This is a genomic window from Chromohalobacter sarecensis (assembly GCF_023061135.1).
Lineage (GTDB): Bacteria > Pseudomonadota > Gammaproteobacteria > Pseudomonadales > Halomonadaceae > Chromohalobacter > Chromohalobacter sarecensis.
Window position 1 is genome coordinate 160282 of sequence record NZ_JAKGAN010000005.1, and the last position, 14620, is coordinate 174901.

Here is a 14620-nt window from a genome sequence, read left to right on the forward strand (position 1 = left end):
GGTTTGAGGCAAGTTGGTTTAGGGTGGGTTCGGAAGCGACGTGCGCTTCGTATGCATCAAGCCTAAACCAAATAACCACATAAAAAATGTGGTTATATGTCGCAGCCCCCTTGGCTGTCGACGCTGGCCCAAAAACGACGAAGCCCACCAAGAGGTGGGCTTCGTGTTCCTGCCGAGTGCGTGGGGCGCCGTTACTTCTTCTTGGCGCGCTTGCGCTCGCTCTCGGTGAGGTGCTTCTTGCGCAGACGAATATGGTCAGGAGTGATCTCGACCAGTTCGTCGTCATCGAGGAACTCGATGGCTTGCTCGAGGCTGAAGCGGATCGGCGGCGTCAGCACCAGGGCTTCGTCAGTGCCGGCGGAGCGCATGTTATCGAGCTTCTTGGCCTTGGTGGGATTGACCGCCATGTCGTCGGCACGGTTATTGATGCCGATCAGCATGCCTTCGTAGACCTCGGTGCCGTGCTCGACGAGCAGCTTGCCGCGATCCTGCAGGGCGAATAGCGCGTAGGCCAGCGCCTTGCCGGGGGCCATGGAGACCAGCACGCCGTTGCGACGCTCGACGGAGGCGTCGGGCTTGAGCGGGCCGTAATGGTCGAAGCGGCTAGTGAGGATGCCGGTGCCGGAGGTCAGCGTCAGGAACTGGCCACGGAAGCCGATCAGCCCACGCGCGGGGATGATGAAGTCCAGGCGCACACGACCCTTGCCATCCGGGTTCATGTTGGTCATCTCGCCCTTGCGGTAGCCGAGCTCTTCCATCACCGCGCCTTGGTGCTGCTCCTCGCAATCGATGATGACTTCTTCGTACGGCTCCTGCTTGACGCCATCGTTCTCACGGATGATGACCTCGGGACGGCCGACCGCCAGCTCGAAGCCCTCGCGGCGCATGCTTTCGATGAGTACCGAAAGGTGCAGCTCGCCGCGTCCGGAGACCTTGAACTTCTCGGGCGTTTCGCCTTCCTCGACACGCAGCGCGACGTTGTGGATCAGCTCCTGCTCGAGGCGGTCACGAATGTTGCGGCTGGTGACGAACTTGCCTTCCTTGCCGGCGAACGGCGAGTCATTGACCTGGAAAGTCATGGAGACGGTAGGCTCGTCGACGGTCAGCACGGGCAGCGCTTCGACATTAGCCGGATCGCACAGCGTATCGGAGATCGCCAAATCGCTGATGCCGGTGATGCAGATGATGTCGCCGGCTTCGGCCTTTTCGGTCTGCACGCGCTCGAGGCCGAGGTGTGTCATGACCTGGCCGACCTTGCCCTTGCGGACATTGCCTTCCTTGGAGATCACGCTGATCTGCTGCCCCGGGCTCACGTTACCGCGCTTGATGCGGCCCAGGCCGATGACGCCGACGTAGCTGTTGTAGTCGAGCGCGGAGATCTGCATCTGGAACGGACCATCACGTTCGACCTTGGGCGGTTCGACGATATCGACGATGGACTGGAACATCGGCGTCATGTCGTCTTCGAGCGTTTCCGGATCCATGCCAGCGACGCCGTTGAGCGCCGAGCAGTAGATGATCGGGAAGTCGAGCTGCTCATCGGTGGCGCCGAGGTTGTCGAACAGATCGAAGATCTGGTCGATGACCCAATCAGGGCGCGCGCCGGGGCGGTCGATCTTGTTGACGACGACGATGGGCTTCAAACCACGATCAAAGGCTTTCTGGGTGACGAAGCGCGTCTGCGGCATGGGGCCGTCGACGGCGTCGACCATCAGCAGTACGGAATCGACCATCGACATCACGCGCTCGACCTCACCACCGAAGTCGGCGTGTCCGGGCGTGTCGACGATGTTGATGTGGTAGTCGTGCCACTGGATCGCGGTATTCTTGGACAGAATGGTGATACCGCGCTCTTTCTCCTGGTCGTTGGAGTCCATGATGCGCTCTTGCCCTTCGGCCTTGCGGTCGAGGGTGCCGGACTGACTCAGGAGTTGGTCGACCAGGGTGGTCTTGCCATGGTCGACGTGGGCAATAATAGCGATGTTGCGAAGGTTCTCGATCACGTAGGGATCCTGCTTGAAAATTGGGCCGTATTATAGGGTCAGGGGGCCGACGACTGCCAGTTTGATGACCGTTGCCAATAGGCGCGGCACGACAAAAGACGCGTTGGTGCGACGATAACCGTGGCACTATCAGGGGCTTGGGTCGTTTGGACGGCAGGGCAAAAAATACGCAAAAAAATGGCGGCACGCTCGTCAATCGCCAATTATCGCGTCGGGGCGACGCGTGACGTGGGGTGGAGCGCACCGATCTAGAAGGGCTATTCACTCATTAGAGGTGCCCGAGCAGCCAATCATAGAGACGCCCCGCGCTGCTGGCAACGGGTTGCGTGATCTGAAAGCGCGGCAATGCCAGCGGGTCATCGCGATGCGAAAGCCAGCCGGCATGGCTATGCAGGGCTTCCTGAACGCCGCAGCGCTGGGCCAGTTGGCGTATGCGAAGCGACGCTTCCGGCTGCGGATAGGCAAAATAAGACAACGGGTCGCGGCATAGCACGCCGAGTTGGCGACGCGAATGGCGAATCTGCCATTGGATCTGACGGTCGTCGAGGGTATCTAGCGGTGTAGCGGCGACGCCGCGCGCGCCGAATCGCACCAGGCCGTCGCTTTCCAGGCGGCGCACGCTGAAGGGGTCGAGCGTTTGCGGCGCGGTGTCGAACTCGGTACCCAGGGTCGCGCCGAGCCGAGTCAGCATCGATGGAGCGGCTTGCTGCGGAAGTCGTTCGAGATAGTCATGCAATGCGCTGCTGTAGGCGGTGTCCGGATGGCTGGGCCGTGGCGGCGGAAGCGGTAGCCCGGCATCGCCGAGGCATTCGCGAACGCGCGTAGGTTGAGTGCCGTCCCAGAGAATGTCGCCGAGAGTCATCCGCCAGTCGCCTTGCGGGCGGCCGGTATTGCCCGTGGTCAGAAACATGCTGGCCGGCAATGCCAGGCGCTCGAGCTGTCGTAGCGCGACCTCGGCGGTGTCGCGCCAGCCGCCGTCGAAGGTCAGCGCGATGCGCGGAGCCGGGTCGCGATGCAAACGACGGGCACTGGCCAGGGAGACGATCTGGGCGTGGTCGGTGATGTGGTCGAGCAGCCGTCGAAAGCTTTCCGGGCCGAGGCAGTAGGGCGCCCGGTGCGGCAGGCGTGCGGCGCCTTCGTCGGGCAATACGCGCTGGATGACCAGAATCGCGCTGCGTCCACGAAGCGGCTCGCTTAGGTTGCGTCGCCAGTGCCCGCGCAGGCGCTGCACGACGTCATGGGCAAGACTGAGATGACTCATGGCGTGTCCCTCCGCACTGCTGGTTGCTCGGTGTGCCAAGCGTTGTTGCCGTGGTGACATCCTGTCGCGTACGGCAAGGGTCTCCTTTGAAGGGTGATGTTGTGTTGAAGGTTACGATATCTATCAGCATATCTCTTTGTCTCGATTTAGCCAGTCAGTCCCGGTTTGTCTCGTCGGTAGAACGTCATCAGCGCCGCGCCGGTGGCGGTCAACTGCAAGGCGTGCAAGCTCCAGCGGTACCAGTAGATGCGGTAGGCCATACGCGGCGCGGGGGTGTCGTCACGCCAAGCCATGAGTCCGGCGGGAAGCGCGCTGAAGGTCAGGCCGGCCATGCCTACCCCCGGTGACAAGGGCAACCACAGCAGCAAGGCTAGCGGTAGGATCGTGCTTTGGAGGAGCGCGGCACTCACGCGGGGGACGAGGAAGCGCGGATGGCGCGCGGCGCTGGGGATGTATAGACAATGCCGCTGGTGCCGGCGCTGCCGACGCCACCAGGGAATGAGACGGCGTGGGGCTGCATGGTCGATCAGCAAGGGTGTGTTCTGCCAGCAGAGATGCGCGTGGCAGCGCCATAGACGCACCAGGATATCCAAGTCGGCGCCTGCCTCGAGGCGCGGATCATGGCCTCCAAGACGCTCGTACCACTCGCGAGTGACGGCCAGTTGGCCGGCGGGCCAATCCCAGGGATGGTCTTCGAAGCCGCGTTGCGTGCGGCTGAGATACCAACTGGCGAGCGGCGGCGGTAGCGGGGTGGCTGGGTATTGGGCGCAGACGATGGCGTCGGCGGCCTGATAGCTGAAGGCACGGGCGAGCCCAGCAAGCCATTGCTCGGGCACTTCGAGCGCTGCGTCCAGAAACACCAGCACATCGCCATTGAGATAGGTGGCGCCATGGTGGCGAAGCGCGCCCTGTCCATATTGGGGCAGCACGGCAAAGCGGACCTTACGTTCAATCAGCAGGCGCTGGGTGGACTCATCGAGCCTCGTGAGCTGTACCAATGTCTCGGTATGCCCGCTGAAGCGCGCGATACTGCGTGCCAGGGCGCTCAGACAGCGCTCCAGGTGCTCGGGGGTGTGGCTGGCGTCGATTAGCAGACTGTAAGTGCGCATCGCTGGGAGTGCCTTGGGATCAGAGCCCGTGTCGGGAGCTGCTTAACAGACTGCGGCGAGGCGCGACCCCTGGCAATCATCGCCGGGACTGGTTTTTCTAAAGCAATACTGATTACGGGCCTGCGCGAGCAAAGCCCGACAGGGTACGATGTTTTGCCACCGAACGGGCCCTGAGCACGTTTTGCACCATGTTGGTTCATAAGGGCGTTACGCTGCACCTTTACGGGGCTTTAAAAGGCCTCTGCACTTTTATGTGGCGCGCTTAGCGCCAAAGTGGTGCTGGCCGATGCGCCAAGATGGTCTATTTTTTCTCGGTGGATCATGCGGTTATCGAAGGCGCACTTAGATGGCTCAATGATTGGCATGCCTTCTGCATTGAAAAACGTAAAGTGCCTACCCGTGGGCAGTTGCCGGCGGGCGTGCTACAAACGACGTTGAACACGCAAGCAAACGACTCGAGCCGCAGGCTCATAGTGGAGGAAATCATGTCCGAGAAGACCCTCGCCCTGATCGAAGAACACGATATCAAGTGGGTGGATCTGCGCTTTACCGATACCAAGGGCAAGGAGCAGCACGTCACGATTCCGGCCAGCGCCGTCGACGACGAGTTCTTCGAGGACGGCCAAATGTTCGATGGCTCCTCCATTGAAGGCTGGAAAGGCATCAACGAGTCCGACATGATCCTGCGCCCGGAAGATGGTAGCGGTTATCTCGACCCGTTCACCGAAGACGCTACCCTCGTGCTGCGTTGCGATATCATCGAACCGGCCACTATGCAGGGTTATGAGCGTGATCCGCGCTCCATCGCCAAGCGCGCCGAGGCGTACCTGAAGTCCACCGGGCTGGGCGACACCGCCTTCTTCGGGCCGGAACCGGAATTCTTCATCTTCGACGAAGTGCACTGGAACGCTGATATTCAGGGCGCGATGTACAAGATCACTTCCGAGGAAGGCGCCTGGGCGACCGACTCCACCAACGTGGAAGGCGGCAATCTGGGGCACCGTCCGCGCGTCAAGGGCGGCTATTTCCCGGTACCGCCGGTGGATAGCTTCCACGACATCCGTAGCGCGATGTGCAACACCCTGGAAGCCATCGGCCAGACCGTCGAGGTGCATCACCACGAGGTCGCCAACGCCGGCCAGAACGAGATCGGCGTCAAGTTCAACACCTTGGTCAAGAAGGCCGACGAAGTTCAGGAAATGAAGTACGTGATCCACAACGTGGCCCACGCGTACGGCAAGACCGCGACCTTCATGCCCAAGCCGCTGGTGGGTGACAACGGCTCCGGCATGCACGTGCACCAGTCCTTCTGGAAAGACGGCGCCAACATGTTCGCCGGCGACGAGTACGCCGGGCTGTCCGAAACCGCGCTGTATTATATCGGCGGTGTCATCAAGCATGCGCGTGCCCTGAATGCCTTCACCAACGCATCGACCAACTCCTACAAGCGCCTGGTGCCGGGCTTCGAGGCGCCGGTCATGCTCGCCTACAGCGCGCGTAACCGCAGTGCGTCGATCCGCATTCCGTATACCGCGAGCCCCAAGGGCAAGCGCGTCGAGTGCCGTTTCCCCGACCCGACCGCCAACCCGTACCTGGCCTTCTCCGCGCTGCTGATGGCGGGTATCGACGGCATCAAGAACAAGATCCATCCTGGCGACGCGATGGACAAGAACCTCTATGACCTGCCGCCGGAAGAAGGCAAGGCGATCCCCACCGTGGCCGAGAGCCTCGACCAGGCGCTGGAATCGCTGAACGCCGATCGCGCCTTCTTGACCGAAGGTGAGGTGTTCACCGATAGCATGATCGACGCCTACCTCGAGCTCAAGCAGGAAGAAGTCGACCGCCTGCGCATGGCGACGCATCCGATCGAGTTCGACATGTACTACAGCTGCTGATCTCGCACGACGGCGAGTGATAGCCGCTGACCGAGGCCCCGTCCGATGTGACGGGGCCTTTTACGTAATGGGGTGGAGCGGCGTTCTTTCGCAGCGCCTGGCGTGCGCTACACTAGAAACCCGATTGGCCTGAGGAGAGCGACATGCGCGGTTTGGCCACCATCAGCGCTTGGGCGCTACTTATGGCTGGGGTGTTGGGCGTCTCGGCGGCGCAGGCGACGCCGGTCTATCGCAGCGTCGATGCGCAAGGCAACGTGACCTTTTCCGACAGCCCGGTAGGGGAGCAGGTGAACGTCGGCACGGTGAACACGGTGCCCAGTCAGGCGCGTGAGGAACGCGATCGCCAGGTAGCGGACGCAGCGGTCGAGGCGGAACCGGATGCTGAATCGTCCTTCACCGATTACGAGCGTCTCGCCATTGCGGCTCCCGGCAACGAGACGACCCTGCCCACCGGTGCGGCGGGCGATACTCAGGTGCGTGTGGCGATCTCTCCCGAACTGCGTGAGGGGCACAGGCTACGCATCCTCGTCGATGGTGAGGCGAGTGGGGCGGCCCAGCACGCGACGACCTTCTCGGTCACCGAACTAGTGCGCGGGGAGCATACCTTGCGCGTCGAAGTCGTCGATACCGAAGGGCGTGTGCGTCAACGCAGTGCCCCGATCACGCTGTATGTGCAACGCGCCAGCGTGTACTTGCCTGCCAATCCCAACAATCCCCGCAACAATAGTGACAACGGTAGCCAGTGAGCCGATTTGGCGCCTGGCGCTGTCTCCCTTTCTCTTTTTGCACTATTTTGGTGCGTTAGTGATATGTGTACCGATGGCTGCACTGCTCTATACCGGGCGGTATCAGACTGGCGCGCTTCTTGCACTGATAACGTACATGGACGATGGATAATGGACGGGTCATGCCAGAACCTCCTGTGCCACAACATTCGGTCGAATTACCACACTCGGTCGACCCCAAGCGCTTGCTTGAACACCTGACGACGGCGGTGGTGCTGCTCGATGGCGCCCTGCATGTGCGCTGGATGAATCCGGCCGCCGAGTCGTTGCTGGCGACTAGCCGGGTGCGTGTCATGGGCCAGCGACTGGAAAGCCTGGCGGGGGTCGACGGCTGCGTCGAGGCGGTGTTGCTCAAGGCGCGTGATGAGCTGCATCCCTTCACCCAGCGCGAGGCGAGTCTCGTGTTGCCATCGGGGGATTCGGCGACGGTGGATTTCACCGTGACGCCGATGTCCGCCGATGAGCTGTTGATCGAGATCGAGCCGCGTGACCGGTTGCTGCGTATTTCCCGCGAGGAGGCGCTGATCGCGCGTCAGGAAACCATCAAGGTGCTCACCCGCGGGCTGGCGCACGAGGTCAAGAATCCGCTGGGTGGCATCCGTGGCGCGGCGCAGTTGCTCGAGCGCGATCTGCCCGATCCGCAACTCGCCGAGTTCACGCGGGTCATCGTCGAGGAGGCGGACCGCCTGCGCGACCTGGTCGATCGCATGCTGGGGCCCAACAGCATGAGTCGTCACGAACCGCTCAACATCCACAAGGTACTCGAACGCGTGCGGACCTTGCTGGAGGCCGAGCATCCGCGCATCGAGTACGTCCGCGACTACGACCCCAGCCTGCCGGAGTTGGACGGTGATGAGGCGCAGCTTATCCAGGCGGTGCTCAACGTCGCCCGCAACGCCGTCCAGGCGATGGAGGAACAGGGCATCGACGGCCCACGCCTGACCCTGCGTACCCGGGCGCGGCGGCAGTTCACGCTGGGTGCCGAGCGTCATCGGTTGGTGTGCGAGCTGGGCATCCTCGATAACGGCCCCGGCATTCCCGAGACGCTGCGTGAGACGCTGTTCTACCCCATGGTCTCGGGGCGCGCCGAGGGCAGTGGCCTGGGCCTTTCCATCGCGCAGTCGGTCCTGCATCAGCACCAGGGCTTGATCGAGTGCGACTCGGTGCCCGGGTGTACCGAATTCCGCTTATTGATTCCGCTTGAGAGCCACCATTGAGGCTCGGGAGGCCCTATGACTGACGCCGCACGTATTGTGATCGTCGACGATGACCGCGCCATTCGCTGGGTGCTGGAACGCGCGCTGGCGCAGCCGGATCTCGAGGTGCAAAGCTTTGAGCGTGCCGATACCGCGCTGGAACAGATATTGCGTCAACCGCCCGATGTGCTGCTGACCGATATTCGTATGCCGGGACTCGACGGGCTGGACCTGATGGCGCGCATTCGCGAAAGCCACCCGGATTTGCCGGTGATCGTGATGACCGCGCATTCCGACCTCGACAGCGCCGTGGCCTCGTATCAGGGCGGTGCCTTCGAGTATCTGCCCAAGCCGTTCGATGTCGACGAGGCCCTGGCGTTGGTGCGCCGCGGCGTGGCGCATGCCCGCGAGCGGCGTGCGCCGGCGGCGGTACCGGAAGGCTTGTCGGCGGAGATCATCGGTGAGGCGCCGGCGATGCAGGAGGTCTTTCGCGCCATCGGGCGGCTCTCGCAATCGCATATCACGGTGATGATCAACGGTGAATCGGGGACCGGCAAGGAGCGTGTCGCCCAGGCATTGCATCAGCACAGTCCACGGCATGGCGGGCCCTTCATCGCACTGAACATGGCGGCGATTCCCAAGGACCTGATGGAATCCGAACTCTTCGGTCATGAAAAGGGCGCCTTCACCGGGGCCACCTCGCAGCGCCATGGGCGTTTCGAGCAGTCTAATGGCGGCACGCTATTCCTCGACGAGATCGGCGATATGCCCGCCGAGACCCAGACCCGCTTGTTGCGCGTGCTGGCCGATGGCGAGTTCTATCGTGTCGGCGGCCATATGCCGGTCAAGGTCGACGTACGTATCATCGCCGCGACCCACCAGCATTTGGAACGCCTGGTCGAAGATGGCCGCTTCCGCGAGGATCTGTTTCACCGCCTCAACGTGATTCGTATCCATCTACCGCGTCTTTCCGAGCGGCGTGAGGACATTCCGCGCTTGGCACAGCACTTCCTGGCTGAGGCCGCCAAGGAGCTCGCCACCGAGCCCAAGGTACTGACTCAGGACGCCGAACAGCATCTCACGCAATTGCCGTGGCCGGGCAACGTGCGCCAACTCGAGAATACCTGTCGCTGGCTGACGGTGATGGCGTCGGGCCGTGAGGTGCTCATCGAGGACCTGCCGCCGGAGCTGCGCGATATCGAGGGCACCGAAAGTGCCGGCGGTGATTGGCGCGGCGCCTTTCGTGAGTGGGCCGATCGGGCCTTGGCGGCGGGGCATACGCACCTGCTCGAGGAGGCGGTGCCGGATTTCGAGCGCATCCTCATCGAGACCGCGCTCAAGCACACCGGGGGCCGCAAGGGCGAGGCTGCCGAATTGCTCGGCTGGGGCCGCAATACACTGACGCGTAAGCTCAAGGTGTTGCTGCCGGCGTTGGCGGACGAATAGTCCCGGCTGCTCGGTTGGGGCCGCAATACCCGCTCTCGACAAGGGCGGGGTAAGCTCAAGGTGCTGCTGCCGGCGTTGGCGGACGAATAGTCCCGGCTGCTCGGCTGGGGCCGCAATACCCTCTCTCGACAAGGGCGGGGCAAACTCAAGGTGTTGCTGTCGGCGTTGGCGGATGACTGAGTGCCGCGCGATGGGGCAGAGCTGTCGTCTGATCGTCATCGTATCGTCATCCAAGCGTCGCGAGACTGTCATCCGTGGGGGCGAACAATGAAGAGGTGTTCATTGTTCGCAACCAGGTGACAATTCATGTTGACGCAGACGCTTCCCTTGGCTCGCCCCTTTCTGGGGCTGACGCTGACCATTGCCGCGCTTGCCGCAGGCATTTCCACCGCCCAGGCCGATTTCAAGCTCAGCGATCGCTACACTGACAACGATGGCGATCTCATCGCCGATATTCCTGAAAACGAGGCCCAGCAGCGCGATCCGGATACGTTGGTTTTCGCGTACACGCCGGTGGAAGATCCCGCCGTCTACAAGGATGTGTGGGCTGGCTTCCTCGAGCATATGGAAGACGTTACCGGCAAGAAGGTGCAGTTCTTCCCCGTGCAGTCCAACGCTGCGCAGATCGAGGCGATGCGCGCCGGACGCTTGCACGTCGCCGGTTTCAATACCGGCTCTAACCCGCTGGCGGTGGCCTGCGCGGGCTTTCGACCCTTCGCCATGATGGCTGCCGACGATGGCTCTTTCGGCTACGAGATGGAAATCATCACCTATCCCGGTTCGGGCATCGACGAGGTCGAGGACATCAAGGGCCACACGCTGACGCATACTTCCGAGACCTCGAATTCCGGCTATAAGGCACCCACTGCGCTGCTGGCTTCGGAATTCGGCATGAAACCCGGCGAGGACTACGAGGTCGAGTTCTCCGGCAAGCACGACAACTCGGTGCTAGGCGTGGCCAATCACGACTACGAGGTCGCCACCGTCGCCAACTCGGTCAAAAACCGCATGATTGACCGGGATGTGATCGACGCCGACCAGCTCGAGGTGATCTACCAGTCGGATACCTTCCCGACCACGGGGTACGGCGTGGCGCATGACCTCAAGCCTGAATTGCAGGAGGCCATCAAGGAAGCATTCTTCAGCTTCGACTGGGAAGACTCCGCGCTGGCCGAGGAGTTCGGCAAGAACGGCGAATCGCAGTTCATCCCCATCACCTTCAAGAAAGAATGGTCGGTGATCCGCCAGATCGACGACGCCAACGGCGTGAAGTACCAGTGCTCGTGAGCCGATGGGCGGCGGGCGGTGCCTTGCATGCCACCGTTCGCCGTCATGGCATCGGGAGGATGACATGCTAGAACTCCAGCAACTTTCCAAGACCTATGCCACCGGCGATACGGCACTCCAGGATGTGTCGTTCATGGTGCCACGCGGTCAGGTGGCGGGCTTGATCGGGCCTTCCGGGGCCGGCAAGTCGACGTTGATTCGCTGCATCAATCGCCTGGTCGATCCTAGTGCGGGCCGTATCTTGCTCGGTGAGACCGACCTCGCTCAGGTGGGGCGCGCTGAGTTGCGTCGCCAACGGCGGCGCATCGGCATGATCTTTCAGGAATACGCCCTGGTTGAGCGCCTCACCGTGATGGAGAACGTGCTCTCCGGGCGCCTGGGTTATGTGCCATTCTGGCGAAGTTTCACGCGGCGCTTTCCGGGACACGATATCGAGAATGCCTATCGCCTGCTGGATCGTGTGGGGTTGCTCGAAAAGGCCGACAAACGCGCCGACGCCTTGTCGGGCGGCCAGCGCCAGCGGGTGGGCATCGCCCGCGCCTTGGCGCAGGAGCCGGCGTTGCTGCTGGTCGATGAGCCGACCGCGAGCCTGGACCCTAAGACGAGCCGCCAGATCATGCGCTTGATCATCGAGATCTGCGATGAGCGCGAATTGCCGGCCATCGTCAATATTCACGACGTGCCGCTGGCCCAGCAGTTCATGCATCGCATCATCGGCTTGCGCGAGGGGGCGGTGGTCTTCGACGGCGCACCGGCGGCGCTCGATGAAGCGGTGCTCGGCGATATCTACGGTGCCGAGGACTGGACGGCGATGCGTCGCGAGCACGAGGAGGATCAGGCTGCCGAGGCGGACGCCACGCGGCGTGTGGCGGAGGTGGCACGATGAGCCTCGGAACGACCTATCCGACGCACTGGCGGCGTCCGCCGCGGATGTTGCGTGATCGGCGCTGGCGACTCGTCGTGCAGGGGGCGGCGCTCGTTTACCTGGTGCTGGCGGTGGGCTCGCTGGATATCGAGTGGTCGCGGGTGGTGGAAGGCTTGGCCCGCGGGCAGGCCTTCGTGGAAGGGTTCTTGCAACCCGATTTCACCAGCCGCTGGGGCGATATTCGTCAGGGACTGATCGAAAGCCTGACCATGACGCTGACCGCGACCGTGGTGGGGGTCTTGATCTCGGTCCCTATCGGTATCGGCGGCGCGCGCAACCTGGTGCCGGCACCGGTATATGCGGTGTGTCGCACGATCATTGCCGTCAGCCGCTCGCTGCAGGAGATCATCATCGCGATCTTCCTGGTGGCGATGTTCGGCTTCGGTCCGCTGGCGGGTTTCATGACGTTGTCATTCGCCTCGATCGGCTTCATCGCCAAGCTCCTCGCCGAAGACATCGAAGAATGCGATGTGCATCAGATCGAAGCGGTGCGTGCGACGGGGGCGTCATGGTGGCAGGTGCTGCACTATGCCATCCAGCCGCAAGTCATGCCGCGCCTGATCGGCCTGTCGATGTATCGCCTGGACATCAACTTCCGCGAAAGCGCGGTGATCGGCATCGTTGGTGCCGGCGGGATCGGCGCCACGCTCAATACCGCCATCGACCGTTACGAATACGACAGTGCCGGCGCCATCCTGCTGATCGTGATCGTTATCGTCATGCTGTCCGAGTATGGCTCCAGCTATTTGAGAAGATTCCTGCAATGAAGCCCTCTCTCGTTAACACCGCCGAGCCGGCGACATACGCTCAGATCTGGACATTCCGCACGCCGCGCGCCCGGCTGGCCTTATGGGTCGGCTGGCTGGCGCTGGTCGCGCTATTCGTCTATTGCTGGCAGGTCATGAACGCCGAGACGATGTGGGTGTTCGTGGCCGATGCGCCGACCCAGGCTGCCGATATCGGTTCGCGCATGTGGCCACCGAGCTTGAGTTATCTGCCCGAGCTGATGAAACCACTGTGGGATACGCTCAATATCGCCACCCTGGGTACGCTGGGCGGGGTGATCATGGCGGTGCCGGTGGCCTTTCTCGCAGCGCGTAACACTACGCCCTCTGTGGCTTTGATCAGGCCGCTGGCGCTGTGGGTGATCGTCGCCTCGCGCTCGATCAATTCGCTGATCTGGGCCTTGTTGCTGGTGGCGATTATCGGCCCGGGGCTGCTTGCCGGCGTGGTGGCGATTGCGCTGCGCTCCATCGGCTTCGTCGGCAAGTTGCTTTACGAAGCCATCGAGGAAACCGATATCCGTCAGGTCGAGGCGGTCAGCGCCACAGGGGCGAGTGCCATGCAGCGGCTCAATTACGCCATCGTGCCGCAGATACTGCCGGCGTTCTGGGGTATCACCATGTTCCGCTGGGACATCAACATCCGCGAGAGCACCATTCTCGGCCTGGTCGGCGCTGGGGGTATCGGCCTCAAGTTGCAGTCGTCGATCAATGTGTTGGCCTGGCCGCAGGTGGCGACGATCCTACTGCTCATCCTGGGCACGGTGATCGTTAGCGAGTGGATTTCGGCCCGGGTGCGCCATGCCATTCTGTGATCGATGCGCCGTCGACATGCGGCGTGCCCCGTGCATCTTGTCGAGCGGCGTAATATCCTTCTCCTCCTAAGGTCTAATCGACGTCTTTCCGCCATGTTTGACAGGTAATTCGTCAGCGGAAAGCGTTCCCCTGTGCCAGCCAGGCTGGTGGTGTTCAATCCGACCGCCGTTGCCCGCGCGGGGCTTTCGCCCGCGTGCCGTACGGCCGTCGCGTGACAATAGGAGTCTTGAGTGGCAACTCCCTCGCAACACGATCTACGTAATGACTTCCGCGCCTTGCTGGCGTCCGACCAATGCTTTTTCACCGCCTCGGTCTTCGACCCGATGTCGGCGCGCATCGCTGCGGATCTGGGCTTCGAAGTGGGGATTCTGGGGGGCTCGGTGGCCTCGCTGCAGGTGCTGGCGGCGCCGGATTTCGCCTTGATCACGCTCAGCGAGTTCGTCGAGCAGGCGACCCGCATCGGCCGTGTGACGCGGCTGCCGGTGATCGCCGATGCCGATCATGGCTACGGCAATGCGCTCAACGTCATGCGCACCATCACCGAGCTGGAGCGTGCCGGAGTGGCGGCATTGACCATCGAGGACACGCTACTGCCGGCGCAATACGGGCACAAGTCCACCGACTTGATTCCCCTCGACGAGGGCGTGGGCAAGATGCGCGCGGCCCTGGAGGCGCGTATTGACCCGGCGATGGCGATCATCGCGCGCACCAACGCCGGCCAGCTCGATGATGATGCCGCCGTCGAGCGCGTGTGTGCGTATCAGGCGGCGGGCGTGGATGCCATCTGCCTGGTGGGCGTGCGTGATTTCGAGCATCTCGAGCGCCTCGCCGCGCCGCTAGACATTCCACTGATGCTGGTCACCTACGGCAACCCCGAGCTGCGCGATCGTGAGCGCCTGGCTGCGCTCGGTGTGCGCGTGGTGGTCAACGGCCACGCAGCCTACTTCGCCGCCATCAAAGCCACTTACGACTGCCTGCGCGAGCAGCGCGACATCGCCGCCAGCGAGCTGAGCGCGTCGCAGTTGTCTACGCGTTACTCTACGCTGGACGAGTATCGTGCCTGGGCGCGCGATTATATGGATGTGAAAGAGTAGGCCTCGACAACCGGAGAGTGC

Annotated in this window: 12 protein-coding genes; 9 read left to right on the forward strand and 3 right to left on the reverse strand. The window is 62.7% G+C overall.

Annotated elements, in window-relative coordinates; all coding sequences use genetic code 11:
• Nucleotides 1-191 precede the first annotated feature (191 nt).
• The 3 genes from typA to L1071_RS09875 form a co-directional block, all read right to left on the reverse strand.
• Nucleotides 192-2003 (reverse strand): translational GTPase TypA, encoded by a 1812-nt coding sequence (typA, locus tag L1071_RS09865; protein ID WP_246973874.1) that lies wholly within the window; start codon nucleotides 2001-2003, stop codon nucleotides 192-194.
• Nucleotides 2004-2271: 268 nt separating this feature from the next.
• Nucleotides 2272-3264 carry a polysaccharide deacetylase family protein gene (locus L1071_RS09870; RefSeq protein WP_246973877.1) on the reverse strand — a complete coding sequence of 331 codons (993 nt, stop codon included), beginning with the start codon at nucleotides 3262-3264 and terminating at the stop codon, nucleotides 2272-2274.
• Nucleotides 3265-3410: 146 nt separating this feature from the next.
• Nucleotides 3411-4373, reverse strand: a complete 963-nt coding sequence (locus L1071_RS09875) for a glycosyltransferase (RefSeq protein WP_246973880.1) — start codon at nucleotides 4371-4373, stop codon at nucleotides 3411-3413.
• 485 nt (nucleotides 4374-4858) lie between these two features.
• Between L1071_RS09875 and glnA the strand changes: the two genes are divergently transcribed.
• The 9 genes from glnA (at nucleotide 4859) to L1071_RS09920 (ending at nucleotide 14599) form a co-directional block, all read left to right on the forward strand.
• Nucleotides 4859-6268: a glutamate--ammonia ligase gene (glnA, locus tag L1071_RS09880; protein WP_246973885.1), complete on the forward strand. Its 1410-nt coding sequence runs from the start codon at nucleotides 4859-4861 to the stop codon at nucleotides 6266-6268.
• A 143-nt stretch (nucleotides 6269-6411) separates the two neighbouring features.
• Nucleotides 6412-7014: a DUF4124 domain-containing protein gene (locus L1071_RS09885; RefSeq protein ID WP_246973888.1), complete on the forward strand. Its 603-nt coding sequence runs from the start codon at nucleotides 6412-6414 to the stop codon at nucleotides 7012-7014.
• A 161-nt stretch (nucleotides 7015-7175) separates the two neighbouring features.
• Nucleotides 7176-8270, forward strand: coding sequence for a nitrogen regulation protein NR(II) (gene glnL / locus L1071_RS09890; protein WP_246973895.1), 1095 nt, complete (start codon nucleotides 7176-7178; stop codon nucleotides 8268-8270).
• A 15-nt stretch (nucleotides 8271-8285) separates the two neighbouring features.
• Nucleotides 8286-9695 carry a nitrogen regulation protein NR(I) gene (gene ntrC / locus L1071_RS09895; RefSeq protein WP_246973915.1) on the forward strand — a complete coding sequence of 470 codons (1410 nt, stop codon included), beginning with the start codon at nucleotides 8286-8288 and terminating at the stop codon, nucleotides 9693-9695.
• 306 nt (nucleotides 9696-10001) lie between these two features.
• Nucleotides 10002-10982, forward strand: coding sequence for a phosphate/phosphite/phosphonate ABC transporter substrate-binding protein (gene phnD / locus L1071_RS09900; RefSeq protein ID WP_246973928.1), 981 nt, complete (start codon nucleotides 10002-10004; stop codon nucleotides 10980-10982).
• 64 nt (nucleotides 10983-11046) lie between these two features.
• Nucleotides 11047-11868, forward strand: a complete 822-nt coding sequence (gene phnC, locus L1071_RS09905; protein WP_246973938.1) for a phosphonate ABC transporter ATP-binding protein — start codon at nucleotides 11047-11049, stop codon at nucleotides 11866-11868.
• Nucleotides 11865-12674: a phosphonate ABC transporter, permease protein PhnE gene (gene phnE / locus L1071_RS09910; RefSeq protein ID WP_246973949.1), complete on the forward strand. Its 810-nt coding sequence runs from the start codon at nucleotides 11865-11867 to the stop codon at nucleotides 12672-12674. The genes phnC and phnE (L1071_RS09910) overlap by 4 nt, the downstream gene beginning before the upstream one ends.
• Nucleotides 12671-13504 carry a phosphonate ABC transporter, permease protein PhnE gene (phnE, locus tag L1071_RS09915; protein WP_246973961.1) on the forward strand — a complete coding sequence of 278 codons (834 nt, stop codon included), beginning with the start codon at nucleotides 12671-12673 and terminating at the stop codon, nucleotides 13502-13504. The genes phnE (L1071_RS09910) and phnE (L1071_RS09915) overlap by 4 nt, the downstream gene beginning before the upstream one ends.
• A 231-nt stretch (nucleotides 13505-13735) precedes the next feature.
• Nucleotides 13736-14599, forward strand: coding sequence for an isocitrate lyase/PEP mutase family protein (locus tag L1071_RS09920; protein WP_246973965.1), 864 nt, complete (start codon nucleotides 13736-13738; stop codon nucleotides 14597-14599).
• The last annotated feature ends 21 nt before the right edge of the window (nucleotides 14600-14620 follow it).

Excerpts from the sequence above, each read along its gene's own strand:
- L1071_RS09870 (WP_246973877.1), bottom strand. The coding sequence starts at position 3,264 with ATGAGTCATCTCAGTCTTGCCCATGACGTCGTGCAGCGCCTGCGCGGG.
- L1071_RS09875 (WP_246973880.1), bottom strand. The coding sequence starts at position 4,373 with ATGCGCACTTACAGTCTGCTAATCGACGCCAGCCACACCCCCGAGCAC.
- glnA (WP_246973885.1), top strand. The coding sequence starts at position 4,859 with ATGTCCGAGAAGACCCTCGCCCTGATCGAAGAACACGATATCAAGTGG.
- L1071_RS09885 (WP_246973888.1), top strand. The coding sequence starts at position 6,412 with ATGCGCGGTTTGGCCACCATCAGCGCTTGGGCGCTACTTATGGCTGGG.
- glnL (WP_246973895.1), top strand. The coding sequence starts at position 7,176 with ATGCCAGAACCTCCTGTGCCACAACATTCGGTCGAATTACCACACTCG.
- ntrC (WP_246973915.1), top strand. The coding sequence starts at position 8,286 with ATGACTGACGCCGCACGTATTGTGATCGTCGACGATGACCGCGCCATT.
- phnD (WP_246973928.1), top strand. The coding sequence starts at position 10,002 with ATGTTGACGCAGACGCTTCCCTTGGCTCGCCCCTTTCTGGGGCTGACG.
- phnC (WP_246973938.1), top strand. The coding sequence starts at position 11,047 with ATGCTAGAACTCCAGCAACTTTCCAAGACCTATGCCACCGGCGATACG.
- phnE (WP_246973949.1), top strand. The coding sequence starts at position 11,865 with ATGAGCCTCGGAACGACCTATCCGACGCACTGGCGGCGTCCGCCGCGG.
- phnE (WP_246973961.1), top strand. The coding sequence starts at position 12,671 with ATGAAGCCCTCTCTCGTTAACACCGCCGAGCCGGCGACATACGCTCAG.